This is a genomic window from Trueperella sp. LYQ143 (assembly GCF_046599595.1).
Taxonomy (GTDB): Bacteria; Actinomycetota; Actinomycetes; order Actinomycetales; family Actinomycetaceae; genus Trueperella.
Genome location: NZ_JBKIWR010000022.1, coordinates 1 through 23,271, shown reverse-complemented (window position 1 = coordinate 23,271; position 23,271 = coordinate 1). Strand labels below are relative to the sequence as shown.

Sequence of the window (23,271 nt, the reverse complement as noted above, 5' to 3'; positions counted from 1 at the left end):
GAGCCTGGCTGTTAGCCAAACGCCGACGAAGAAAGAGTGCGAGTTGTTTGGCTGGCTGCGTCCCGCGCCCAAAATCCGATACAGAAAGGGCGCGGGTTTCGCTGTATTTTTGTGGGTGGGCTAGTACTGGCTACGTAGATTGCTGTGCGCACCGCGGCATAGGCGTATATGGTGAGTGCTCTGTTTTCTTTACCCTGATTATTTTTGCCGGGATGAGAAAGAATACGGCAGGCATGCTGGCGTATTCAGGCTGGCACATGCAGCGCCTCGGCGTATCACATGCGGCAATAACAACGCTACGCTGCAACAACGCAAAATCCACAGCCACTAACAACACGATATTGTGCTAGCGCAATGCTGCCTAGCTATCAGCGGATTACTGCAGAGGTACTCGCCATTCGAGCATAGTGCCTGAACGCCCATCATCGCGCACTCCGATAGTGAATGTGCCATGATGGCGGCGGGCACGGGCCGCAAGATTCGATAGACCAGAGCGGCGTTCGCGGGTATGGGCGATACCAGCCCCATCGTCAATGACGCGGATGATGACGTCGTGGGAGCAAACAGCCAGATCAACAAAGGCGGAGGCAGCTTTCGCGTGTCGAGCGGCATTCGAAAGCCCTTCGCGAACCACGGCAACAACATCATCAGCAATATCGCTGCCGACCGCATCGTCAATGAGATGATCGTCCGGGGCTGATAGGGTTGCCCCGTTGTATCGCACCACCAATGATGGAGCAAACCCGAGGGCCTGGCGAGCAACTGAGGTTTCATGTTGGAGCCGAGATACCAGCGTGGCGGAGGAGCCGCCATCCCGTAGCGAGTGAACAATATGGCGGATCTGTTTGACGGAGTCATCAATGGCGCTGATTGCGTCATCTAATGCGTCGGTGATCTCTGGGCCGAGTTGCCGTTTATCCATTTCTTCTCGGACTGCGGTGATATGCATACCGGAGGCAAAGAGCTGCTGGATAGCAAGATCATGCAAGTCACGTGAGATTCTGGCACGTTCATCTAATTCCGCTGCAACTTCTTGGGCGTGGCGCGCCTCTGCCAGCTCAATGGCGATAGTGGCCTGTTTTGCCACATTTTCTGCCATTGATAGATCATGTAGGTTGAATTCACGTCGGCCAGGATAACGCAACAACAGGATGATTCCTCGCCCAACACCATGAGACACCATTGGGGTATAAAGGGCTGGTCCGAATCTGCGCAGTGCCGTCACGCGCACCGTTCGTAGTCGTTGCATAGAGTCCACAACCACGCCGCTTTGTTCTCGCATGACGGTTCGGGCGCGCCCCTCCGGTGGAAATGCCAGACCAATTAGTGCATGAGATTCGGCGGGATCGTCGGCATCGACAATTTCAGAGATCCAGGTTTGCTGGATGGACGGCAAAATAATTATTGCCACGTCGGAGCGAGAAGCGAGACGCATTTGATGAGCGATGGTCTCTAAGGCTTCATCTTCATCTGAGCCTTCTAAAAGACTTGACATAATCATTTGCGAGGCAGTTAGCCACCGAGCTCGATTTTCGGCGTCGGCATAACGCTGTGAATTGACCACTGCAATCGCGGCTGCGGCAACTAGGAACTCAACGTGTTCTCCGTCGGTGGAAGAAAAATCCGTGGGTTTATCACATAGATATAACCGCCCCCACACTTGTTCATTGACGATAATCGAAATACCCAGCATATTGCGCAATGTGGGATGTCCGTCAGGCAGTTCTCGAATGTCGAAGCTATTGTGGATCAGCCAGGAATCGTGGGGGAGTCCAGTGAACGCATCAGCAGTGATACGCGGATGAGGAATGACGGCAGGTTCGTTTTCTCGGGCGCCATACTGGATGAACTCAATGGTTTCCCCATGAGAATCGAGGACGTTGACTGCTCCGAAACGTGCGCCAGTGATATGACAGCCAGCTCGGATGAGCTCTTGTAGCGCGGCAACTCGGTCAAGTGTGCCCGAGATACGTAAGGCATGATGAAAAACATCTTCCGGAGGCGCGTACCGCATAGCTTTCCCTTCTCTTCGTCCTCGTCGCTAGCTTATCGGGCAGTCATTCGCGATTGAGGGACCAGTCATATTGCGGTAGTTGTGCACGCAATTCGTGGTGTGTGCCGCGCGCGAGGATACCTACGCCCTTTCCCGTTTCGCCAAGCATAATTACCTCATCGGCTTCATCAAGTGGGGTGAGGCGATGCGTGACGACGATAATGCCATGACCATCGCGCGATGTGCGCAGCAGATCGCGGATGAGCTGATCTGCAGTATGCGTATCGAGGTGCTCGCCAGGTTCATCTAACAACATGAAGGTAGACTGGCCAGCTAAAGCGCGGGCGAGCAGGAGGCGACGCCGCTCTCCGCCAGAGATTGAGGTGGCATCGGAGCCGAGCATGGTTTCGACCCCATTGGGCAGTTGCTCTAGCCACGAACCTAATCCAGCGCGTTCTAGAAGATGCCGGGCAGTATCGGAATCAATATCTGCGCGGGCTACCCGTAGATTTTCCAGGACGGAGGTTTCAAAGACGTGGGCGTCCTCTGCGGTAAGGGTAATCTCGTGGGAGATCTCGCGACGATCGACGCTGGCAGGCGCTCGCCCATTCAAGGTCAATAGCCCGCTATGCGGCGGAATCATTCCAGCTAAGGTGTATAGGAGTGTTGATTTTCCGATACCCGAGGCTCCGACGATGGCGATACTATGCCCTGGACGTAACTCAAGATCAATTGGTCCGGCAATATCTGGGCCGTCAGGCCAGCCGATGACGAGATCACGGGCTATAAGAGCTGCCCCGTCAGCAGCGGAAAATTCAACGTTGCCACAGGCATTATTGGTAGTAGTGGAGCTAGAGCATCCAACCTCAGGCAGCGGTGTTGGCTGTGCCAGCGTGGTGGATACGCTGAAGGAATCGGCAGAGGCATCACACTCTGATTCTTGCTTTGTATCGCCCGAGTGATCTGCTGTGTTATGACGTGCAGAAGAGGAACGGTGGGTTACCTGTGAGCCTCGTGCGTTGTATTGTGCGCTGTCGAGGAGGCTAATAATGCGTTCTGCTGCGCTCGCCGAGCGCACAAGCTGGGTGGCTGCGCCAATCATACGTTGAGTCGCCTCAAATGCCGCCAAAGGTGTCAGGACGCAGACTACTAGGTTAATCCCGCTGAGATCCCCAGAAGCGACCTGGCGGGTGCCGATGAACAATGCGCCAAGCACGGCTAAAGCGAGCGCTAATAGGTCAATTGCCTTGGCCCAAGCGGCTGCGCGGGCACTGCGGTCGCGGCTAGCATGGAGACGATTTTCCACATCGTGACGTGCTGCGTCTATCGCTTCCATTTGCCCACTGACCTGGAGCTCGGCAGCGGATTCCAACATCGTCAGGGATAAGGCATTCAGATCTGCCCGATAGCGAATGTGCGAGCGCTGTTCCATGCGCGCGGCCTGCATGGCGATATACGGGGAGACGATTCCTGATAGCACCATACAGAGCAGGAGAACGATTGCGATGGGGATACTGAGGAAAGCGATCACTCCTACCGCAAGGGTGGAAATAATGGTGGCAACAGTAGCTGGTAGTAGTGATTTGACGATGAATTCACCGACATCATCGACGTCGGATCCGGTACGAGCGAGAAGATCGCCGCGTTTGATAGCGGTAACAGCATCCGTCGGGGCGTGCGCCAAGATATCGTACAGGCGAGTGCGCAGGTTACTCATGCCATACAGGGCTACCCAATGTGAGGCAATCCGTTCAAGATAGCGGAAGAGCGCCTTGCCAATGCCGAAGGCGCGTACTGCGGTAGCAGCAACTGACAGGGTGAGTACCGGCGGAAGTTGGGCGGCCCGAGCAATGAGCCAGGCAGAGGTTGCCCCCAGGGCCAAGCCTGAGCCGACCGCACCGGCGCCAGCAAGGACTGCCCACAGAAATTTCTTTTTATCGAAATTCAGCAATCGGATTGCCCGAACGAGGGCATGGCGTTCGTTGGAGGTCAGGACACTCATGCGTTCTCCTTCGGGGATACATCGGGCTTTCTTAGTCCACTGGAATCTGCCTGTGCCCATTGCTGCGGAATAGCGTAGTCAGCGCGCTGGGAGACGATATTTTCGACGATATGGCGTGCCTGGTTGCGGGCCTGTTGGTTGCGAATCTCGTCGTTAATATCGCGGTGATCGCTATGGATGGCGATCACGTGATCGGCAAGCTGTGTAATGGCCTGACGGTGAGCAATGACGATAACTGTTCGGCCAGAGGCTTTCATCTGGCGAACGACTTCAGAAATATACGTTTCACTTATCGCATCAAGATGCGCCGAAGGTTCATCGAGAATGACGATCTGGGATGTAGAAAGGAGGGCACGAGTCAGCGCAAGCCGTTGGCGTTGACCAACAGATAATCCGGTTCCGCGATGCCCAATTGGAGTGTGCCATCCCTGGGGAAGGCGGGAAATAACGCTATCTAGTCCGGTTTGCTGAGCTGCGGCCGTCAACTCGGGAGTGATTTCTTTTGCCTCTGGGCAGACGTTATCGAGTACGGTTCCGGGCATGATCGCCGGACGTTGTGGGACCCAGGTGATATGACTCCACCATTGGCGTCGATCTATCTCGCGTAGGGGAGTATCTCCAATAAGAATCTCGCCCTCCGTCGGCTCAAGAAGTCCGAGGATAACGTGAACGGTTGTGGATTTTCCGGAGCCGGATGGGCCGGAAAGTACGTTAATGCGTTGCGGAAGAATATCAGCATCGAGTTGAGCGGGGGCGACGGTTGCGCGCCCTGGAGCATGTACGCTGAGGTTGCGAATTTTCAGCGGAGTTGTGCGCAGATCAGGTACGGGAAGCGTACCGTGATGTTCGATAACGGTGGTTTGAAGAATCGTGAAGGCTTTTTCGGCTGCGGCGATCCCGTTTGACGAGGCGTGAAATTGCGATCCGACCTCACGTAATGGTTTGAAGATCTCGGGGGTGAGCATGATAACGACGAGCCCGGTGTACAGGAGAACCGATCCGCCGACCATGCGGAAACCGATATTAACAGCAACAAGTGCGGTAGATAGTGTGGCTAAGAATTCGAGAACAGCGCCCGAAAGGAATGCGACGTAGAGGGTCTGCATCGTCTTGCGGGCGAATTGTGTGCCGAGGTGGGCGACGCGTTGTTCCGGCCCGTGCTCTCGCCCGAGGCCTTTCAGGGTACTTAATCCAGCGAGAAGGTCGAGAAGTTGAGCCGAGAGTTGCTGCATGGTTGATAGCCGCTCTGCGGAGTATTTTGCTGTCATCTGCCCAATGAGGATCATGAAAACTGGGACGAGGGGGATACAGGCAATCACAAAGCAGCCAGCGATCCAGTCGAAATAAAACAGGGCAAGGATTAAGGCTGGCATGGCTGTGACGCAGAGAAAAAGCTGCGGTAGGAATTGAACAAAGTACGCTTCGAGATCATCTAATCCGCGAGTAGCTAGAGTTACAGTATGCGTTGTGTTTCCAGAAAGCCAGCGATCCCCGAGGCGTGCGCTGTGGTGAAGAACTTGCGTGCGTAGATCTGTGATAACTTTCAGCGCGGCGCGGTGCCCGTAGGCTTCTTGAATGTAGGTCAAGGCAAAACGCAGGGCGAATATACCGGCTAAACCGAGTACACAGCGAGTGATATGCGAGATGGTTGCCGTTGCGTAGAAAACTGCGGCACAGGCATGAGCGATCACAATGATTTGTGCGGCTATGAGGATTGTGTTGAGTACGCCAAGAATGACGAGGAAAGCGAGGTACATGCGTGTCGCTCGCGCGTAGCGCAGCAATCGAGGATCAAAAGGTTTCATACGTCTCCCTTGTGGAATATCCACATTCTATAAAGGAGCAGGGGAGAAAGCGATAAGGGAGCGCAGGCTAAGCCTGCGCTCCCTTAATTCTGTATTGCAGATACTAGGCGGCCGCGAATTCGCGGATTCGCTTAGGATCAAGACCCGATGGACGGTCTGACATGTTCTCCGCGCTCAAACGCGAGGAGAATGCCAGATACGACCAGATCATGTACACCGCGACGATTGGCACGAAGATAATTGCCGCAATGAGCATGACGGTGTGAGTTGGCGCTGTTGCTGACGCCTGGATAAGCGTCAGGTTGTATGCGCTATTAATAGAGGACTTCAGAGCATTAGCACCGAAGGTCGAGAAGATGAACACCACGGCCATTGCGAGTGCTCCGAAAGAGCAGAAGAATGCAGCGATGTCTTTCTCTTTCAGGGTCATCAAGCAGGTGGCGATTAGCGCGCCAGCGGCGAGGAGCAGAGCAATCCAGCCCCACATAGCGTCTGAGTAAGCGAGCTGTGCCCACAGTGCCCACACTGCGGTGACGCCAGTGGCGGCCACGGTAATCTTCTTAGCCAAGGCCAGCGCACGGGTGCGGAAATCGCCTTTCGTCTTGATCGTTAGCCACAGGGCACCGTGGCTGAGGAACAAGAGTAATACGACGACGCCAGCGAGAATCGTGAACGGGGTGAAGAGAGAGAAGAATCCACCCGTCATGTAATGCTTGGCACCGTGTGCCACGGCGGTTTCCACTGTGCTGGGGTCAACAGCCTGGAAGTCACCAGCGCCGTAGGTGGCATACGAACCAACTTCGATCTTCATGCCCTGGACGAGGTTACCGAAGGCAACACCCCAGACGACGGAAGCCAAGGCAGCGGAGATGAAATGCAGATTATCCCAGACGGCACGCCAGCGATCAGAGTTGATCTTGCCACGCCATTCCAGTGCAGAAATACGCAGGATGAGCAGCACTAAGACCAAAACCAACGCGGTGTACATGCCAGAGAACATGGTGGCGTACCAGGCGGGGAAAGCGGCGAAAGTAGCGCCGCCAGCGGTTAGGAGGAATACTTCGTTTCCATCCCAGTGCGGGCCAATGGTGTTGAGCAACAGACGGCGCTCTTTTTCATTGCGGGGAAGTACCTTGAGCAAGATACCGGCACCAAATCCGAACCCTTCTAGGGTCAGATAGCCGATCCACAGCACAATGATGAGGACGAACCAGATTAATTGTAAGAATGACAGTTCCACGTCGTCCTCCTTAGTATGCGAAGCTCAGTTTGACGTCATCGTCAACAACCTTGGAGTGCTTCTGCTCAAGCAAGAGTGGCTGAGCAGGGTTGATGCCCTCCTTGGAGTAGCGAACGATGAGCTTGAAGAACACGAGGCCGAGTACGGCGTAGAGCAAGGTGAAGATAATCATGGAGATGAATACTTCCACCGAGTGAACGTTGTCGGAAACGCCTTGCTCGGTCAGGAGGCGAACCGCTCCAGGTGCTTTGGCATCGGTAAAGTTTGGATAAACGATCCAGGGCTGGCGACCCATTTCTGCCAAAATCCAGCCGAAAGTGGAGGCCAGGTAGGGAAGCGGAATCGTCCAGACAAACAAGGATGCAATCTTCTTCTCAGTGATGAGCCTATCGCCTCGCAATAGCGCCAGCCCGAGGAAGGCCAAGGCAATGGAAACGAATCCCAGCCCCATCATGACTCGGAACGAGTAGAACGCAATAAATGGATTGGGCAGGTAGTTCGGATTATCTTCAGATGGCATGAGCTTTTCGAAGGTATCCTGAATCTCCTTGGCGCCAATCAACTTTGAGTCCGGACCAGAGAAGTGGTCTGTCACCATGAAGGATTCCAAACCAGGGATCGGCAGTTTCACGACGGAATCCTCGGTCAGTTCGGTACCGAGCATAACGAGGCCGAGATTCTGCGATTCGCCTGACTCGGCGATGCCCATGGCGGCAATCATCTTCGTTGGCTGAATCTCGTACATGTGCTGGCCCATGAAGTGCCCAGATAGGACGGCGAGAATACCGGCTCCGGCGAGTACCTTCAAACCGAAACGAGCGGCAGGCTTCCAGAATTCGCGAGCTTCCACTTCGTTGCCGGCTTTGACGCAACGAACGATCCACCAGATTGCGACACCGGAGATTAAGGTGCCGGCTACCATCAGTGAGGCAGCAATGGTGTGTAGCAAGGTGTAGAGCGTCGTGGGGGAGAAGACGACTTTGAGGAAGCCGCCCATCCCGTCAAGTTCGGCGCGACCTGTCTCGGGGTTGAATACTGCACCATTCGGATTTTGCATGAACGAGTTGGCGGCAAGAATAAATAGTGCTGAGATATTGGTACCCAACGCGGCCAGCCAGATCGAAATAGTGTGAGCCTTGGGGGAAATGCGGCCACGACCGAAGATCCACACGCCGAGGAATACAGATTCCATGAAGAAGGCGAGTAGGGCTTCGAATGCAAGTGGTGCGCCGAAAATATCACCGACGAATAACGAGTAGTTAGACCAGGTCATACCGAACTGGAATTCCTGGACGATGCCGGTGGCGACGCCAAGTGCGAAGTTAATCAGGAATAATTTTCCGAAGAACTCGGACATACGCAGCCACTTGGTTTCTCCGCTGCGCAGCCACTTGGTCTGCATGATTGCCACGAGTGGCGAAAGTCCGATTGTGAGCGGTACCAGCAAGAAGTGGTAGACCGTTGTAATTGCGAACTGCCACCGTGAAAGGTCTAAGACATCCATCAGAGTTACCTTTCCGAGTGTGTAGTGAAGCGAGCGTGGTCGCTTGTGTTCGGCATAGCCGAGAGGATCTTGTGCGGATCGGACGGTGTGCCCAACGGCGATGCGCACAAGATATGGTCATCAGATACAGGCAATCTTAACTCACACATGAAAGCGGATGCGTCTCGAAAGGATGCGTCGAACGTCCTAGATTTAGTAACAGTGCACACAATTTTGGCAGAATCGAAAGTAGATAGGTCATAGGTCCTGATTTTGTTTTATGGTTGCGCTATTGATATTCCATGTCGCCGGAGATACCGCGCTGCGAGGAAAGGGTATAGAATGAGGAACTGGAATATGCGAGTGAGCATCGACTCGTGGGCTACGCCCGCAGCGCTGAACGATTCTTCCAGCTAGGCGAGCCGCATCTCATAAGAAGCTTCCGTAACGCGAGTTACGACGAACGCACGGCGAAAGGTTTTGATGCATACCAGCGCCGGCAAGGGGATACCCATGGCAGATTATGCCGAAAATACCGCCGAAAAGGCAGCAATGCGCAGTGCGCCAGTCACGGCACTGCTGTTCCAAGAGCCAGATATGACGCGGGCGATCCGCTCGCGGCGTAAGCATCGGGATGAGGAGAGCGCTGACTCTGCTCATCCCCTGAGTGCGCAAACGCCATTGACTGCTAAGGCTGTGAAAGACGTGGAAGAAGATGGCGGTCCTCGTCGCCGTTCCCGTCGGTCCCGCTCTGAGGGGTCAGGAGAAGTCCAGCCAATAACGGCTAGCTCCGCAGATGAGTCAACTGAGCGCCGGTCAAAGCGAGTAACAGCAAAAAAGAAAAGTGCTGATAATGAGGAAGCTGGAGCTGAGCTTTCTACTTCCGTTACCTCGGGGGTACGCAAACGTTCTCGCACGGCTCGCGCCTCGCGTGTAGCTGATACAGAAGCGATGGAGTCGGCGGAACGTTCCGCAGTCGATAGCGATGAGAACACAGAACGCTCTACGTCAGAAGAAAGCACCGAAAGTGGCTTGGCAACGGCCACGATTCGCCGTCGGCGCCGTCGGCGCTCCGCAGAAGAATCTGAGGATGACGGAGTAGCGGCGCCAAAAGGGTCAACGCGTTTAGAAGCGAAGAAACGTCGCCGCAAGGAAGGTCGAAAGGCGGGGCGGCGTCGGCAAACAATTTCTGAGTCAGAGTATCTTGCTCGCCGAGAAGCCGTCGATCGAACGATGCTGGTTCGTGAACAAAACGGTCTGAACCAGATTGCCGTTTTAGAAGATGGTGTATTGGTTGAACATTATGTAGCTCGGCATACGCAGACCTCTATGGTCGGTAACGTCTACCTGGGGCGGGTGCAAAACGTCTTGCCGTCAATGGAGGCGGCGTTCGTTGACATCGGAAAAGGGCGCAATGCAGTGCTGTATTCCGGCGAGGTTGACTGGGATGCAGTGGGTATGGCCAATAAGGCTCGCAAGATTGAGGACGCCTTGAAATCTGGCGATACGGTCCTCGTCCAGGTCACGAAAGATCCGATTGGGCATAAGGGTGCGCGTCTCACGGGGCAAGTCACCCTCCCGGGGCGTCATCTCGTCTTGGTGCCAGGTGGATCGATGACGGGAATTTCGCGCAAACTCCCAGAAAAGGAACGCGCCCGCCTAAAGACGATTTTGAAGAAGATTGTTCCCAGTGAGCATGGCGTTATCGTGCGAACTGCAGCAGAAGGAGCGACGGAAGAGCAACTCCAGGGCGACGTCGATCGGCTTATGAAAGCCTGGGCAGATATCCAGGCGAAGTCCAAATCCTCAAAGAACGCACCGTCGTTACTCAAGGGTGAACCTGAGCTGGCAGTGCGCGTCGTGCGAGATATTTTCAATGAAGATTTCACATCTCTCGTCATTTCCGGAGATGAAGCATGGGAGACGATCTCTGAGTACGTCAGGGAGCTATCGCCTGAGCTAAGTGAACGGTTGACCCAGTGGCAAGGCAATGAGGACATTTTCGCCCGACATCGAGTTGATGAGCAGTTGGCGAAGGCCTTTGACCGCAAAGTCTTTTTGCCCTCAGGTGGTTCGCTCATTATCGAGCGCACTGAGGCAATGACGGTTATTGACGTCAACACGGGAAAGTTCACCGGCTCAGGGGGAACTCTGGAAGAGACGGTAACGCGCAATAACTTGGAAGCGGCAGAGGAAATCGTGCGGCAGTTGCGGTTGCGCGATATTGGCGGAATCATCGTCATTGATTTTATTGACATGGTTCTGGAACAGAATCGCGACCTAGTTTTACGGCGGCTTATCGAATGTTTGGGTCGGGATCGTACACGCCACCAAGTTGCCGAGGTGACCTCACTCGGGCTGGTGCAAATGACCCGTAAACGAGTGGGGCAGGGGCTTGTTGAGGCCTTTTCCACGACCTGTGAAGCCTGTGACGGGCGCGGATACATCACGCATGAAAATCCAGTAGAACGGGCCGAAACTGAGGGGCACTCGCCGCGGGTGACGTCGCGTCGCAAGAATACGCCAGTGGTAGAGGAAAAGCCTGATCCTAAGCATGACGAAGTTCGGGCAGCTCTGGCCAATATCGCGGCGGCTGCTTCGCAAAAGCATGAACAAACTAGCGATAATGGTGCGGCTCATGCAGCGGAAACTGCGGGAGAGGCGAATGATGACGCGCAGGTAACCGAACACAGTGCAGCGAGTCAAGCGGAGGAAAAACCGCGTCGGGGTCGGCGCAGTGCGAATACGACGGCAAAAACCGGGCGGAAAAAGGAATCCACGGCTGCGGGAGCTGGAAAGAAAAAGGCGGCAGCTAGCCGTTCTGCTAACGGAGATGGAGATTCCGGATCTGCCGGTGACGAAGAGCATGGAGCACAGCGAGAGTTAGCAGAAAAAGCGGCAGCGCCAACAGTAAATCAGGAAAAGTACGCGCAGCCGGTAGCGGGTTCTGCGGAGGGAACAGCAGAAAACACGTCGCGTTCTCGTCGTTCGCGCTCAGGCGCAGATCGGGAAAAATCTGCTGGGCGTAGCGGCGAAAAGAAACGGACTCGCACGCGCCGAGTGTCCACCGATACTCAAGTAGGAGAATCGACGCAGGAAACTGTGCGCGCTACTGGGATACAAGATAACGACGACGATACCTCGCGCGGTAACGAACCCTCAGGTATTGCCGTTGAGCCCTCGGATAAGCCGGCTACCGCTTCGCGCACGACGCGATCGTCACGGCGGCGGGTAACCTCCTCGGGAACGATTACGCCAGCGTCGTCGGGTTCGTCGGCGATTATGTCCTTTCCGGTGACGCAGTAGGCTGCTGCATTGGCTGACTGCTAGATGGCGCGGCCGTCATCTGGCAAGAGTCATCTGACAGCGGCTATCCACTTAAGGGGAGTAAACCTTTTAAGGCGGCATGCGCAGAGGGGTGTACGCTCAATAAAAGCGCATAGTAAGAGCCGGATCTAGTGCGCGCACACAGGGATTAAGAGGTAGGCTTCGGTTTATCGCTCTGTCTCGGCTGCGGCGCCTATATGTGGCGATAGCTGCGCGAATAACCGACACGCGGATGGTTAAGTGTGGTGATAATCGCGGTTCGCTAACTTGTCCATTCTCAGTTGCCTCAGTAGAATCGTGACTTGGCGCTTTGGCAGTGATGTTTCTTGATGACGCTGCCGGAAGCGATCAGAATTCAAGGCACTTTCGGGTGCATCCGAATCGACAGAGATGAGCTAAACGTGGTTTACGCGATTGTGAAAGTGGGCGGCCGCCAAGAAAAGGTGTCCGTCGGTTCCATAGTGGTTGTGAACAAGATGGAAGGCGAATCTGGAGACAAGGTCGAGCTAGAGCCCATCATGCTCGTCGATGGCGAGAAGGTAACCACGTCTGCCGATGGAATCTCTGCTAAGGTCACCGCGGAAATCGTGCGTGACGAAAAGGGGCCGAAGATCTCCATCGTCAAGTACAAGAACAAGACTGGTTATCGTAAGCGCCAGGGTCACCGTCAGAAGTTGACCCGCCTGCAGATCACGGGCATCGAGTAATCTCCTCGGCGTATCGCATAAGTCTTTAACGGAAAAGAGGGTCTACAGATGGCACACAAGAAGGGCGCGAGCTCCAGTAACAACGGTCGCGATTCTAACGCCAAGCGTCTTGGCGTCAAGCGCTTCGCGGGTCAGGCTGTCAATGCGGGCGAAATCCTCGTGCGTCAGCGTGGCACCAAGTACCACCCGGGCGATAACGTCGGTCGTGGCAAGGACGATACCTTGTTCGCGTTGGAATCCGGTACGGTTGACTTCGGAGTTAAGCGCAACCGCAAAGTCGTGAGTGTTGTGGCAACCGCCTAAACGCAAACACACGAGGGGTGGAGGGCATTGCTCTTCGCCCCTTATTTTTTATGGTGTTATCTGAGTGATACCACCGGACGCGGCAGGTATCGGCAACGATTGCGGATAATCGCGAGATCGGAAGGAGCAGACATGGCCCATTTCATCGACCGTGTGACCTTGCACATTAGTGCAGGTAAAGGGGGAAATGGCTGCACGTCGGTACGTCGAGAAAAATTTAAGCCACTTGGCGGGCCCGATGGGGCAAATGGTGGTCATGGTGGCGATGTTATTTTGCGGGTTGATGGGCAAGAATCGACCCTTTTATCGCTACATCACGCTCCGCATCTGAAAGCACAAAACGGTAAACCCGGTGAAGGCGATATGCGCCATGGCAAACGCGGAGAGGATTTAATCGTCAGCGTCCCCTCAGGAACTGTGGTCAAGGATGAAGACGGCAATATTATCGCCGATCTGGTTGGCGAGGGGGCAGAATTTATCGCGGCACAAGGCGGCTATGGCGGATTGGGAAATGCTGCCCTCGCCTCGCCAAAACGCCGTGCTCCAGGGTTTGCACTACTCGGCGAGCCAGGAGAAGAACGCCAAATCACCTTGGAGCTGAAATCTGTAGCAGATGTTGCCTTGGTGGGTTTCCCGTCGGCCGGAAAATCCTCATTAATTGCGGCAATGTCGGCAGCTCGCCCGAAAATTGCTGACTACCCTTTCACCACTCTCGTTCCCAACTTGGGGGTTGTTGACGCTGGTGGAATGCGGTTTACGATGGCTGACGTCCCCGGTTTGATTCCGGGAGCGTCCCAGGGGAAAGGGCTCGGCCACGAGTTTTTGCGGCATATCGAACGCTGTTCCGTCATTGCGCATGTCGTTGATTGCGCAACGTTGGAGCCACGGCGAGATCCGGTCACAGATTTAGACGTTATTGAATCAGAACTAGCGGCCTATGCTGATACTATCCCGCCGATGGAGGATCGGGTCGCATTGATGGATCGACCGCGCTGTATCATTCTCAATAAGGTAGACGTTCCGGAAGCTCGAGAACTCGCAGAATTCGTTATTGATGAGTTGCGCGATCGCAATATCCCGATTTTTATTGTTTCAGCAGTGGCCCGTGAAGGTCTGCGGGAATTAAGTTTCGCCTTGGCTCGGCTCGTTGAGCAGACACGCCAACACGAGGTCCTGGCTCCGGCGCGTCCTATTATCCGTCCGGTTAGCCAAGACGATACGGGATTCACTGTCACCCCCCGCCGTCAGGGAACAAAGACGATTTACCAGGTACGTGGCACGAAGCCGGAGCGTTGGATGAATCAGACGGACTTTTCTAATGACGAAGCTGTCGGCTATTTAGCAGATCGCCTACATACTTTGGGGGTTGAGAAAGAACTCATGGCGTGTGGAGCGAATGCCGGAGATACTGTGGTGATCGGTTCCCTGGAAGACGGAGTTGTTTTTGATTGGGAGCCAACGATTTCTACCGGTGCGGAATTGCTTGCCCCACGCGGGACGGATCCTCGTTTGGCTCAGTCGCATCGAGCGAGCCGACGGGAACGTAAAGCTGCTTTCCATGAACGAATGGATGCCAAAGAGGCTGCTCGCCAGGAGCTACGAGACGATCGTGCGGAGGGCTTGTGGACAGATCCTGCCGTGCGTGATGATGAACGGTAGAATCGCCTCGTGAAACCCCTATTATCGAATCGCTACTTACTCGGTACTGCACCGCGTCTGGTCATTAAAATCGGATCGTCGTCCTTAACGTCTGCCGACGGCTCATTGGCGATGGATCGTCTGCGTGAATTGGTTGATACGGTTGGGCAAGCACGTAGAAGAGGGCAGGAAGTTGTCTTGGTGTCTTCTGGATCCATTGCGGCTGGTCTGGCTCCGCTAGGATTTCGTCGTAGACCGCGTGATGTGCGTGACCAGCAGGCAGCGGCTATGGTGGGGCAGTCGCGATTAATGCGTGCTTACGCGGAAGAATTCTCTCGCTTTGATATTCGTGTTGGTCAGGTGCTATTGACTCCTGATGACGTCGTCAATCGGCGGCATTACGCGAATGCCCAGGCTGCTTTGAAACGTCTGTTACATCTTGGCGTCGTGCCAATTATTAATGAAAATGACGCGGTTGTTACCGACGAGTTACGTTTTGGAGATAATGATCGGCTGGCGGCATTGGTGGCTCATATCGTCGATGCCACGGCGTTGATTCTCCTCACTGATGTTGATGGCTTATACACTGGCCCGCCGAGTATGCCAGGGGCAAAACTGATCTCCGAAGTAACCGATATTGACGATCTGGTTGGGGTACAAATTACCGGCAAAGGCTCCGATGTTGGCACGGGCGGGATGGCAACCAAAGTGGATGCGGCGCGGATTGCAACTTCCGGCGGTGTTGCTACTTTGGTGGCTTCGGCTGACGATCTGCCAGCGGCACTGTCGGGGCAAACGATTGGTACCTGGTTCGTCCCGCGCTCTAAACGGTTAGCAGCTCGCGCCTTGTGGATGCGCAATGCGGCTATGGCGCGCGGAACGATTACTGTTGATTCCGGTGCTGCTCGGGCTTTGCGTGGCGGTGGGGCGTCTCTATTGGCAGTGGGAATTACTGCATGTCATGGATCTTTTGCTGCTGGTGACGTGGTATCCATTGTTGATCCGGCGGGGCATGAGGTTGCCCGTGGTTTGACTGCTTTTTCCACGGGGGAAGTGGAGCGCTTTGTTGCCGATGGTGCGGCACCTCGTCCGATCGTTCATGTAGACGATTTAGTTTTTCCTGCTCGGTGATTTTCTATCTCGCATAAATGCAGCGAGCTGTGATGGTATGGGGTACATGCTGCATATAGGAGAGAATTTCGAGCATCGGCGGCTTGATCGTATGAACAATATCGGCATATTTATAACATTGAATAACATTGGTGCGCCCCGCCGAGTATGGAATGGCTATTGTAGCTAGGTTTCGCCATTCCATCGCTGCGATGCCTTAGTGCTAGATTGCGGGTTAATTAAGAAAATACCTGCTGATGGTGGGCAGGAGTGGCGAGAATGAGCCGGTAGATTGCGGCTAGTTAGCGGGGGAAGATTCCGTATCTGCTACCTCCTGGCCTGGTGTAGAAGGAAAATGTAGCCGGCAGGTGGGGGGAGTAATGGAGGAAATAGAGTCCTTAGCAGCGGGCATTGTCGCACACTATCAAGACTTTACGTAATCAATATCACATGTCGGCATGATTGTGGGCCAAACCGTGATATTTCGCGGGTTAACTACAACTTTTATATTCGGCTTAAGCCTTTAGCTGGAGTCGTTTCTGGATAAAAGCACGTGTTTGTGTTGAACGCCATCAGCGTAATTCGGTACTTTCGAAACCGTAGGTAATGTGTAAGCGCGAGCGAAGCGTTGTTTTCTCGCCGATGTTACCGATAACTTTTCACATGACAGTGTGCGTCGGAGACGAAAGGAATGACTGATGTTTAATCGACTCGCTCTACTTCAGGATCGTCATTTCGTAGTTGTCCGTGCGCAGCGTCCAACGTTCATCCATTCCTGGCGAATGTGCCAGTAGCACTAGCAAATACTGATATTCCGATTCATAACTGACGGTAGCACTTCGCAGTATTTCGCCAGCATACTCACTGACAGGTCAATGACGCCGACGTATGTTTTCCGCGGCACAAGAGATGGACGTAAAACACATGACGATCGAATTATCTTCCCACAGCGCTGATAGCGGATCTGATCCCTACGATTCGCCGGAACCTTCGGGCGATAATGCCCAGACTGTGCGCACAGAGCAGCCGGCAACAATCTGGCTTGGCATTGATCTGTCAGCTCTCGGGGCAGCCGATTCAGAATATCTCGAATCATTAGAGCTCCCGCCAGAACGGGTGAACTTTCCCCGTCTGGTTTCCTCCGTCAAAGCTGCACAGCGCGGGGGGATGGATTTCATTACTCTTGATTCGCAATTTCTTTCTGCTTCTGAAACAACTCGTCGTGATACCACCTATGATGCGGTAAAAGTTGCTGCCAAATTGGCAGATATTTCTGAAGGTGGCATATTTGCGGGGGCTGTCGATAATCCTAACGTGGTCAATACCAGCGTGGATCTTTTAGCCAACCAAAATGGCGGATGGGCAGGATTAACGTTTGGTTTGCACACTAATTCGGATTTTGCAGGATTGACGAAAGCGGCCGCTGGCGCACGCGCTGCTGGAATGCGGATCTGCGTCATTATTACTAATCCGGTGATTCCGCCAGAGCGAGCACATATTATCGCTTCCATTGCCGATATCGTCCGGTTACAAGTGGCAGATCCACATGCTGCCCGTGAGGCCCGATTCGCTATTCAAGCGGCTGGCCGCGAGCTAGGCAGGCAAGTAATCGTGCTTGCTGAGATGGGTATTGTCATCTCCAGTTCGTTAGCTACTGCTCAAGAACGAGCTGCTTTAATCAGTGATATGACGGGCGAAGAGCTGTTTGCTGGTATTGCCTCAGTGGTGGGAACAGTGTATTCCGTTGCGGATACCATCGAATCATGGGTCGGTATGGGAGCGGCCGATGGCTTCGTCTTTATTCCGGCTTCACTACCGACGGATCTTGCTTCTATCCTGCGGGGAGTTATCCCGTTGATTCACGCCAGATCAACTCCGGTAGCAGAGTCATAGAAAACCGAGACGCTATAAAGAAAGCTGCAGAATATAACTGCAGAAAGAATTGCTACAAAGAAGGATCGCTACAAAGAAGAGTAGCTGCAAAGCTAGAATAGCCTCGCTGCCAAGGAAGCTGGCAACGAGGCTATCTGTACGTATCTCGCGTAACTCTACTCGGTTTCCTCTGCTGCCGGTTCAGAGCCAGCCTCGGCAATTTTTGCCCGAACCTCATCCATATCCACAGCCTGAGCTTGCGAGATGAGATCTTCTAGCGCGGCAGCCGGAATCGCTCCTGAATTAGCAAATAGGCGGATCCCGTCGCGGAAAATCATCACCGTGGGGATAGACATGATCTGGAAGGTCTGCGCCAATTCGCGCTGCGCTTCAGTATCAACCTTGCCGAAGGTGATGTCTGGATATTTCTCAGATACTGCTTCAAAGGTCGGACCGAACTGGCGGCATGGACCGCACCACGAAGCCCAAAAGTCGAGAATAACCGTTCCGTTTTGCACATAGTCATTAAAGTTTTCGCTAGTAATTTCCACCGTTGCCATGGTTATATCCTTTCTGCAGCGGGGTGACAGACATGCGCACACCGCATCTTTGAACCCAATACGGGGAGAGGACTCCCGTGTGGTTAACGCACAGGTAATTCTACTCATAAAGTAAACAGTCCGGTACTCAAGCACGCTCATAGCGATAACAGCAGGCATAATAGAGGTCATGGATACTGCACGTCACGCTATTGAACAATATGCTCGGCACGCCCGCATAGCTGCCCAGGAGTTGCGCCTCCTGACGAGCCAACAGAAAAACTCGGCGTTATTTGCCATCGCCGACGCGTTGGAGGCTGATTCCGCACAGATTGTTCAGGCGAACTCGGTGGATATGGAGCGGGAGCGTGCCGGTGGAATGCGTGAATCGCTCCTGGATCGTCTGTTGTTGACGTCGGAACGCATCGCCGGAATCGCTCAGGCTGTTCGCGAGGTCGCGGCCTTGCCAGATCCCGTCGGTGAAGTGATTAATGGTCGAACGTTACCTAACGGTTTGCGGCTGATTTGCAAGCGCGTTCCTTTAGGCGTCTTGGGCATGATCTACGAAGCGCGCCCAAACGTCACGGTTGATGCTGCGGCGCTCGCGATTAAATCAGGCAATGCAGTGCTGTTGCGCGGCGGGAGTGCGGCCCGTGAATCGAATCAGGCACTGGTCGCCGTTATCCGTCGGGCTCTAACGGGTGAGGGATTATGCGCGGATGCGGTTATTACGATTGATGAGTACGGGAGAGCTGGGGCGCAGGCTCTGCTGCAGGCGCGCGGTTTCGTGGACGTGGTTATCCCGCGTGGTGGTGCCGGGTTGATCCAGATGGTAGTGCGAGAAGCAACGGTGCCGACGATTGAAACGGGAGTTGGCAACTGCCACATTTATGTGGACCGCAGCGCCGATCTGGATAAGGCCGAGGCAATCATTCTTAATGCAAAGGTTCAACGCCCTGGGGTGTGTAACGCGGTAGAAACCGTGCTGGTGCATCAGGATATTGCTGCGGATTTCCTGCCGCGAATTGGTCGTCGGCTACAGGAAGCTGGTGTGCGCTTGCATGCCGATTCGCAAGCGGGGGCTTATCTGGAAAACTATGATCTGGCCACTGAGGAAGATTGGGAAACGGAGTACAATTCTTTGGATCTTGCTCTCGGTGTGGTGGCTGATTTATCCGCGGCGATTGGGCATATTCGTCGGTATTCTTCTGGGCATACCGAAGCGATTGTGGCGCAAGATTGGGCAGCGATTAATCGGTTTACGGATTCGATGGATTCGGCAGCTGTCATGATTAATGCCTCGACTCGTTTTACTGACGGTGGGCAGTTGGGCCTGGGGGCAGAGATCGGCATTTCCACCCAGAAATTGCATGCGCGCGGTCCGATGGGATTAACCGAATTGACGACGACGACGTGGATTGTACAGGGAGACGGGCATGTCCGAGCATAATTGGGATCGCGAAGCGCTCCACGTCGTGCCGCGTGGGGAAGGGCGTCAGGGAGTGCGCCGGCAGCGTATCGGGATTATGGGTGGCACATTCGATCCGATCCATCACGGGCATTTGGTTGCCGCCTCAGAGGTGCAATACTACTTCGATCTTGACGAAGTGATTTTTGTACCGACGGGGGAGCAGCCGTTTAAGAAGGATCGTAAGGTCACTCACGCGGAGCATCGATATTTAATGACGGTGATTGCAACGGCGTCGAATCCACGTTTCACGGTGTCGCGGGTGGATATTGACCGAGGTGGAGTGACATATACCATTGATACTCTGCGGGATTTACGCGAGTTATACCCGGATGCGGATTTATATTTTATTACCGGCGCAGACGTCTTACCGCAAATTTTGCATTGGAAAGATCCTGAAGAGCTATGGTCTTTAGCCCATTTTGTAGGGGTTAATCGCCCTGGTCATGTGCTGGATATTAGTGCGTTGCCCCGCGAATCGGTTAGTGTTGTGGAGATTCCCGCTATGGCAATTTCCTCAACGGGTATTCGTCAGCGGGCAGATCGTGGGGTTCCAGTGTGGTATCTCGTTCCTGATGGGGTTGTACAATACATAAACAAGTATCATCTATATGTACCACCGGAGAATGTGACCGGCCGTGAGCCTGACGGTGAATATGCCGTTAGTGGGAAAGCTGGGGAGGAGACTGAATGAGTGACACTCCGCGCTTATCGCGTCGTGAGCTGCGCGAGATGGGAAAGCTACAAGCGCGCCCATCAGATTCCTCGTCGTTGACGGAGACGTCCGAGATTCGTTTGCGCCGTCCGTCGCGTAAAGAGCTTCGTGAGCTGGAACGGGCTGAGCGCGAACGGCAGGCTGCCCTGGTAGAGCAGGCGGAACCAACTTCGACCCCAGTGGAGAGCACCGCTGGCGAGGGCGGCGAGATTAGCAGTGAGCGTTCTGCCGAGGAATCAGCCTTTGGCGAGGCGAAGCAAGAGTCTGTTGGCGTATCAGGGGATCCCGATACGCCGTCACCAGTTATTTCTTCCGCTGCCGGTACAGTTTCGGATGGCGATGAATCGCGTACCTCGGATGGTGATGATTCCACAGAAAATAGTGATTTGGGCGGTGTTTCCTCCGATTCGACCTTTGATGGATCACCAGTTGACGTTCAGACTGGGGAGTTGGAGCAGACGGTCGCCTTTACGCCAGCGAGTGACGTATCCACTCTGCCGGAATCGGCTATGGCCTCTGAGCAGGGTGCAACCGCCGAAGCGGCCGCACCGGAGCGTAAATCAGTATTTGATCTATTTGCCGATCAGGATTCGAACGAATCTGGTGATGGTGATGCGTCGGATTCGGGCGAGTTGGACGATAAAGAAGCTATGCTGTCAGCACCGCTGCCGTCTGAGGATAACGATGTGGCAGAAGCGGAGGATAACCCCTCTGCAGCGGCAGAAGCGCACGCAGTAGCGGATTCGGGTGAGAGCCACGACGCTACGGAAAAGAGCGAACCTCATAGCGATGATGACCTCAGCGAGGATGAGGAAGATACAGACGAGGACGAAATCCCGTTACGGGAGCGTTTCTTGGCGATGACGAGCAAAGAAGATCGCTCTGGTGTTCGTGAGAGTGATGGAGCAGCAGAAGCAGCGTCCCCAGCGACGGCGTCTTCCGATGTGGATACCGCGAAATCTGAGGCGAGTGCTGAAGAAGAAGCCAGCCTTTCAGCAACCGCGAAAGCCGATACTGAAACGATTGCTAACGCTGTTGATGCTGACGAAGAGAGCGAAGTTGAAGCCCCGTGGCGCATGTGGCTGAATTGGTTGATCGCGGTATTGATTGCGGCTCTTATCGGCTACTTGGGTGGATCGTGGATTAACGCCAATATCCTGTCTGCTCACGGTGTGGAGTCGGCGGTAACGACGACGGTTCAATTGTTATAGGTTTTAGGCTGTATATGAGCGCAACACAACATGCGATCGAGGCAACTATTGTTGCTGCCCGGGCTGCTTCGGCTGGTAAAGCAACCTCTATTTGCGCGATTGACGTCTCTGAGCGTCTCGTGCTGACTGATGTTTTTCTGGTGATCTCCGGCTCATCTGAACGTCAAGTGCGTGCATTGGTTGACGATGTAGAGGAGGCCATGCATAAAGCGGGGCATCGTCGGCTACGCCGTGAAGGCTTAGATTCAGAAGCGCATTGGGTGCTTCTTGATTTTGGAGATGTCATGGTCCACGTGCAACAAGACGAGGATCGTGAATTCTATGCCTTGGAAAAGCTGTGGGGTGACTGCCCGGAGATTGCCTTGCCAGATGACGTTACTGTCGAAGAGGCTGCCCCGTCGTCGCTTGCGCAGTATTTCGCACCTACATGGGAGGACGAGGAGCTGTAAATGGCTGTTCGACGCATTATATTGTGGCGTCATGGTCAGACAGCCTTAAATGTGGGTCGGCGTATTCAGGGAAGCCAGGATCACGAGTTAGATGATCGTGGTCATACGCAAGCGCAGGAGGCGGCAGGCGAATTAGCCCTCGCTGGAATCACCCACATAGTTTCTTCGCCGCTGGTGCGTGCCCGCGATACTGCGGAATATCTAGCACATCGCATCGGAGTAGAGGTGCTATGTGATGAGCGTATTCAGGAGCGCTGTTTTGGTTGCTGGGAGGGGATGACCTCACCGGAGATCCGTGCGGCGTATCCACTGCAATGGGAGCAATGGCGGGAATCAGGTGATCCGCAAGGGCTGGATATTGAAACGCGAGAAGAATGTGGTCAGCGGGTTGCCGCCGCAGTGACTGACTGGGTAACACGTTTTGATGCGGATGAGGAAGAACAAACGCTTGTTTTTGTCTCCCACGGAGCGGCGATCAGCACCGGGATAACCACGCTCCTTGGGCTGAATCCAAGCCTCTGGCATGGGATCCGTGGGATGGATAACTGCCGTTGGGCGACGCTGATCCCTTCGTCCGGAGGATGGAAGTTGTGCTCTTATAACGAGACGAGCTATCGTCCGGCTGTATTGGCGGATACTGCGCGGTAATAGAGAACGCCCTGTGCGCAAAGGGAAATATCACGGGCATACGTATAACTGTTATATGAGAACAATGGAAGTCGCGCTCGTGGCAGCGGGGAGTGAATATGCCCAGTATTTATAGGTATCTGTGTGGTGACCCCATAGAAGTTGCCAAATAAGGGCAAGGTATGCGAATAAGGTGTGAGGTATCGCGACCATCTTATTTGGTGAGCGGGATCACCGCAGGGGAGTTAGGTGCTGGTTTGGCAACGATAGGGGATCCAGGTAGTATGTATCTGGTCCGACGGGGCTATGGCGCAGTTGGTAGCGCGCTTCCATGGCATGGAAGAGGTCACGGGTTCGAATCCCGTTAGCTCCACAACACATCCCGTGTTTTCCCTGGTCAGAGTGGGAAAACACGGGAATTTTTATTGGGTATAAGAAATAGTTTGTAGACGCGGGGCATAAACAAGATGACGATAAAGGGATTGCTAACCGCTTTAAGTCTTTTTAATACGGATGCTACTAGAGGAATAAAAGACGGAGGAGGGGAAACAAGCTAGGGTTATAGGACAAAATGTGTTGCTATTTTTCGGGTTTTTCGTTGTGTTGATGCGCGAAAGTGGGGGTTTTAGTTGGTTGTAGTCAACTAATTGGTCGGACAAATTGTGTTGCTTTTGTCGGGATTTTTTGGCGTTATTGCGGGGGAAACTGGGTGTTGTAGTTGGTGTGTTTTAGGGGTTTGGCACTCTGTTATGAATGACGAGTGTTAAGTGCCCGGGGTGCGG

The 23,271-nt window shown here is 54.1% G+C and carries 17 protein-coding genes and 1 tRNA gene; 12 read left to right on the top strand and 6 right to left on the bottom strand.

Going from position 1 to position 23,271, the window contains the following annotated elements; translation table 11 throughout:
• Positions 1–376: 376 nt before the first annotated feature.
• The 5 genes from ACLHIL_RS08250 to ACLHIL_RS08230 all read right to left on the bottom strand — a co-directional run bounded on the left by ACLHIL_RS08250 (position 377) and on the right by ACLHIL_RS08230 (position 8,544).
• On the bottom strand, positions 377–2,014 hold the full coding sequence (locus ACLHIL_RS08250) for a GAF domain-containing protein (RefSeq protein WP_411297482.1): 1,638 nt from the start codon (positions 2,012–2,014) through the stop codon (positions 377–379).
• Positions 2,015–2,057: 43 nt separating this feature from the next.
• Positions 2,058–3,995, bottom strand: coding sequence for an amino acid ABC transporter ATP-binding/permease protein (locus ACLHIL_RS08245; RefSeq protein ID WP_411297481.1), 1,938 nt, complete (start codon positions 3,993–3,995; stop codon positions 2,058–2,060).
• Positions 3,992–5,800: a thiol reductant ABC exporter subunit CydD gene (gene cydD, locus ACLHIL_RS08240; RefSeq protein WP_411297480.1), complete on the bottom strand. Its 1,809-nt coding sequence runs from the start codon at positions 5,798–5,800 to the stop codon at positions 3,992–3,994. The genes ACLHIL_RS08245 and cydD overlap by 4 nt, the downstream gene beginning before the upstream one ends.
• A gap of 103 nt (positions 5,801–5,903) precedes the next feature.
• Positions 5,904–7,040: a cytochrome d ubiquinol oxidase subunit II gene (cydB, locus tag ACLHIL_RS08235; protein WP_411297479.1), complete on the bottom strand. Its 1,137-nt coding sequence runs from the start codon at positions 7,038–7,040 to the stop codon at positions 5,904–5,906.
• 10 nt (positions 7,041–7,050) lie between these two features.
• A complete protein-coding gene (locus ACLHIL_RS08230; protein WP_411297478.1) occupies positions 7,051–8,544 on the bottom strand; it encodes a cytochrome ubiquinol oxidase subunit I in 1,494 nt (497 codons plus the stop codon).
• A 492-nt stretch (positions 8,545–9,036) separates the two neighbouring features.
• Between ACLHIL_RS08230 and ACLHIL_RS08225 the strand changes: the two genes are divergently transcribed.
• The 6 genes from ACLHIL_RS08225 to ACLHIL_RS08200 all read left to right on the top strand — a co-directional run bounded on the left by ACLHIL_RS08225 (position 9,037) and on the right by ACLHIL_RS08200 (position 17,501).
• On the top strand, positions 9,037–11,829 hold the full coding sequence (locus ACLHIL_RS08225; RefSeq protein ID WP_411297477.1) for an Rne/Rng family ribonuclease: 2,793 nt from the start codon (positions 9,037–9,039) through the stop codon (positions 11,827–11,829).
• Between the two features lie 422 nt (positions 11,830–12,251).
• On the top strand, positions 12,252–12,557 hold the full coding sequence (rplU, locus tag ACLHIL_RS08220) for a 50S ribosomal protein L21 (RefSeq protein ID WP_411297494.1): 306 nt from the start codon (positions 12,252–12,254) through the stop codon (positions 12,555–12,557).
• Between the two features lie 48 nt (positions 12,558–12,605).
• Entirely contained in the window at positions 12,606–12,860 is a 255-nt protein-coding gene (rpmA, locus tag ACLHIL_RS08215) for a 50S ribosomal protein L27 (RefSeq protein WP_411297476.1), read from the top strand.
• 132 nt (positions 12,861–12,992) lie between these two features.
• Entirely contained in the window at positions 12,993–14,519 is a 1,527-nt protein-coding gene (gene obgE / locus ACLHIL_RS08210; protein WP_411297475.1) for a GTPase ObgE, read from the top strand.
• Positions 14,520–14,528: 9 nt separating this feature from the next.
• The gene (gene proB / locus ACLHIL_RS08205; protein WP_411297474.1) at positions 14,529–15,629 is read left to right on the top strand and encodes a glutamate 5-kinase; all 1,101 of its coding nucleotides are present in this window, start codon (positions 14,529–14,531) and stop codon (positions 15,627–15,629) included.
• A 903-nt stretch (positions 15,630–16,532) separates the two neighbouring features.
• On the top strand, positions 16,533–17,501 hold the full coding sequence (locus tag ACLHIL_RS08200; protein WP_411297473.1) for a hypothetical protein: 969 nt from the start codon (positions 16,533–16,535) through the stop codon (positions 17,499–17,501).
• Between the two features lie 155 nt (positions 17,502–17,656).
• Here the strand turns inward: ACLHIL_RS08200 and trxA are convergent, their stop codons facing one another.
• On the bottom strand, positions 17,657–18,040 hold the full coding sequence (gene trxA / locus ACLHIL_RS08195) for a thioredoxin (protein ID WP_411297472.1): 384 nt from the start codon (positions 18,038–18,040) through the stop codon (positions 17,657–17,659).
• A gap of 169 nt (positions 18,041–18,209) precedes the next feature.
• On the opposite strand from trxA, the gene ACLHIL_RS08190 reads away from it, so the two are divergent.
• The 6 genes from ACLHIL_RS08190 to ACLHIL_RS08165 all read left to right on the top strand — a co-directional run bounded on the left by ACLHIL_RS08190 (position 18,210) and on the right by ACLHIL_RS08165 (position 22,862).
• Positions 18,210–19,469 carry a glutamate-5-semialdehyde dehydrogenase gene (locus ACLHIL_RS08190; protein ID WP_411297471.1) on the top strand — a complete coding sequence of 420 codons (1,260 nt, stop codon included), beginning with the start codon at positions 18,210–18,212 and terminating at the stop codon, positions 19,467–19,469.
• Positions 19,456–20,181: a nicotinate-nucleotide adenylyltransferase gene (nadD, locus tag ACLHIL_RS08185; RefSeq protein ID WP_411297470.1), complete on the top strand. Its 726-nt coding sequence runs from the start codon at positions 19,456–19,458 to the stop codon at positions 20,179–20,181. The genes ACLHIL_RS08190 and nadD overlap by 14 nt, the downstream gene beginning before the upstream one ends.
• Positions 20,178–21,413 carry a hypothetical protein gene (locus ACLHIL_RS08180; RefSeq protein ID WP_411297469.1) on the top strand — a complete coding sequence of 412 codons (1,236 nt, stop codon included), beginning with the start codon at positions 20,178–20,180 and terminating at the stop codon, positions 21,411–21,413. The genes nadD and ACLHIL_RS08180 overlap by 4 nt, the downstream gene beginning before the upstream one ends.
• Positions 21,414–21,427: 14 nt before the next feature.
• On the top strand, positions 21,428–21,862 hold the full coding sequence (gene rsfS, locus ACLHIL_RS08175) for a ribosome silencing factor (protein ID WP_411297468.1): 435 nt from the start codon (positions 21,428–21,430) through the stop codon (positions 21,860–21,862).
• On the top strand, positions 21,863–22,510 hold the full coding sequence (locus ACLHIL_RS08170; protein WP_411297467.1) for a histidine phosphatase family protein: 648 nt from the start codon (positions 21,863–21,865) through the stop codon (positions 22,508–22,510).
• 279 nt (positions 22,511–22,789) lie between these two features.
• Positions 22,790–22,862: transfer RNA gene (locus tag ACLHIL_RS08165), tRNA-Ala, on the top strand.
• Positions 22,863–23,271 lie beyond the last annotated feature (409 nt).

Bases quoted from the DNA above. Each gene is read 5' to 3' on its own strand.
- ACLHIL_RS08250 (WP_411297482.1), bottom strand. From the start codon at position 2,014: ATGCGGTACGCGCCTCCGGAAGATGTTTTTCATCATGCCTTACGTATC.
- ACLHIL_RS08245 (WP_411297481.1), bottom strand. From the start codon at position 3,995: ATGAGTGTCCTGACCTCCAACGAACGCCATGCCCTCGTTCGGGCAATC.
- cydD (WP_411297480.1), bottom strand. From the start codon at position 5,800: ATGAAACCTTTTGATCCTCGATTGCTGCGCTACGCGCGAGCGACACGC.
- ACLHIL_RS08230 (WP_411297478.1), bottom strand. From the start codon at position 8,544: ATGGATGTCTTAGACCTTTCACGGTGGCAGTTCGCAATTACAACGGTC.
- ACLHIL_RS08225 (WP_411297477.1), top strand. From the start codon at position 9,037: ATGGCAGATTATGCCGAAAATACCGCCGAAAAGGCAGCAATGCGCAGT.
- rpmA (WP_411297476.1), top strand. From the start codon at position 12,606: ATGGCACACAAGAAGGGCGCGAGCTCCAGTAACAACGGTCGCGATTCT.
- obgE (WP_411297475.1), top strand. From the start codon at position 12,993: ATGGCCCATTTCATCGACCGTGTGACCTTGCACATTAGTGCAGGTAAA.
- ACLHIL_RS08200 (WP_411297473.1), top strand. From the start codon at position 16,533: ATGACGATCGAATTATCTTCCCACAGCGCTGATAGCGGATCTGATCCC.
- trxA (WP_411297472.1), bottom strand. From the start codon at position 18,040: ATGGCAACGGTGGAAATTACTAGCGAAAACTTTAATGACTATGTGCAA.
- ACLHIL_RS08190 (WP_411297471.1), top strand. From the start codon at position 18,210: ATGGATACTGCACGTCACGCTATTGAACAATATGCTCGGCACGCCCGC.
- nadD (WP_411297470.1), top strand. From the start codon at position 19,456: ATGTCCGAGCATAATTGGGATCGCGAAGCGCTCCACGTCGTGCCGCGT.
- ACLHIL_RS08180 (WP_411297469.1), top strand. From the start codon at position 20,178: ATGAGTGACACTCCGCGCTTATCGCGTCGTGAGCTGCGCGAGATGGGA.
- rsfS (WP_411297468.1), top strand. From the start codon at position 21,428: ATGAGCGCAACACAACATGCGATCGAGGCAACTATTGTTGCTGCCCGG.
- ACLHIL_RS08170 (WP_411297467.1), top strand. From the start codon at position 21,863: ATGGCTGTTCGACGCATTATATTGTGGCGTCATGGTCAGACAGCCTTA.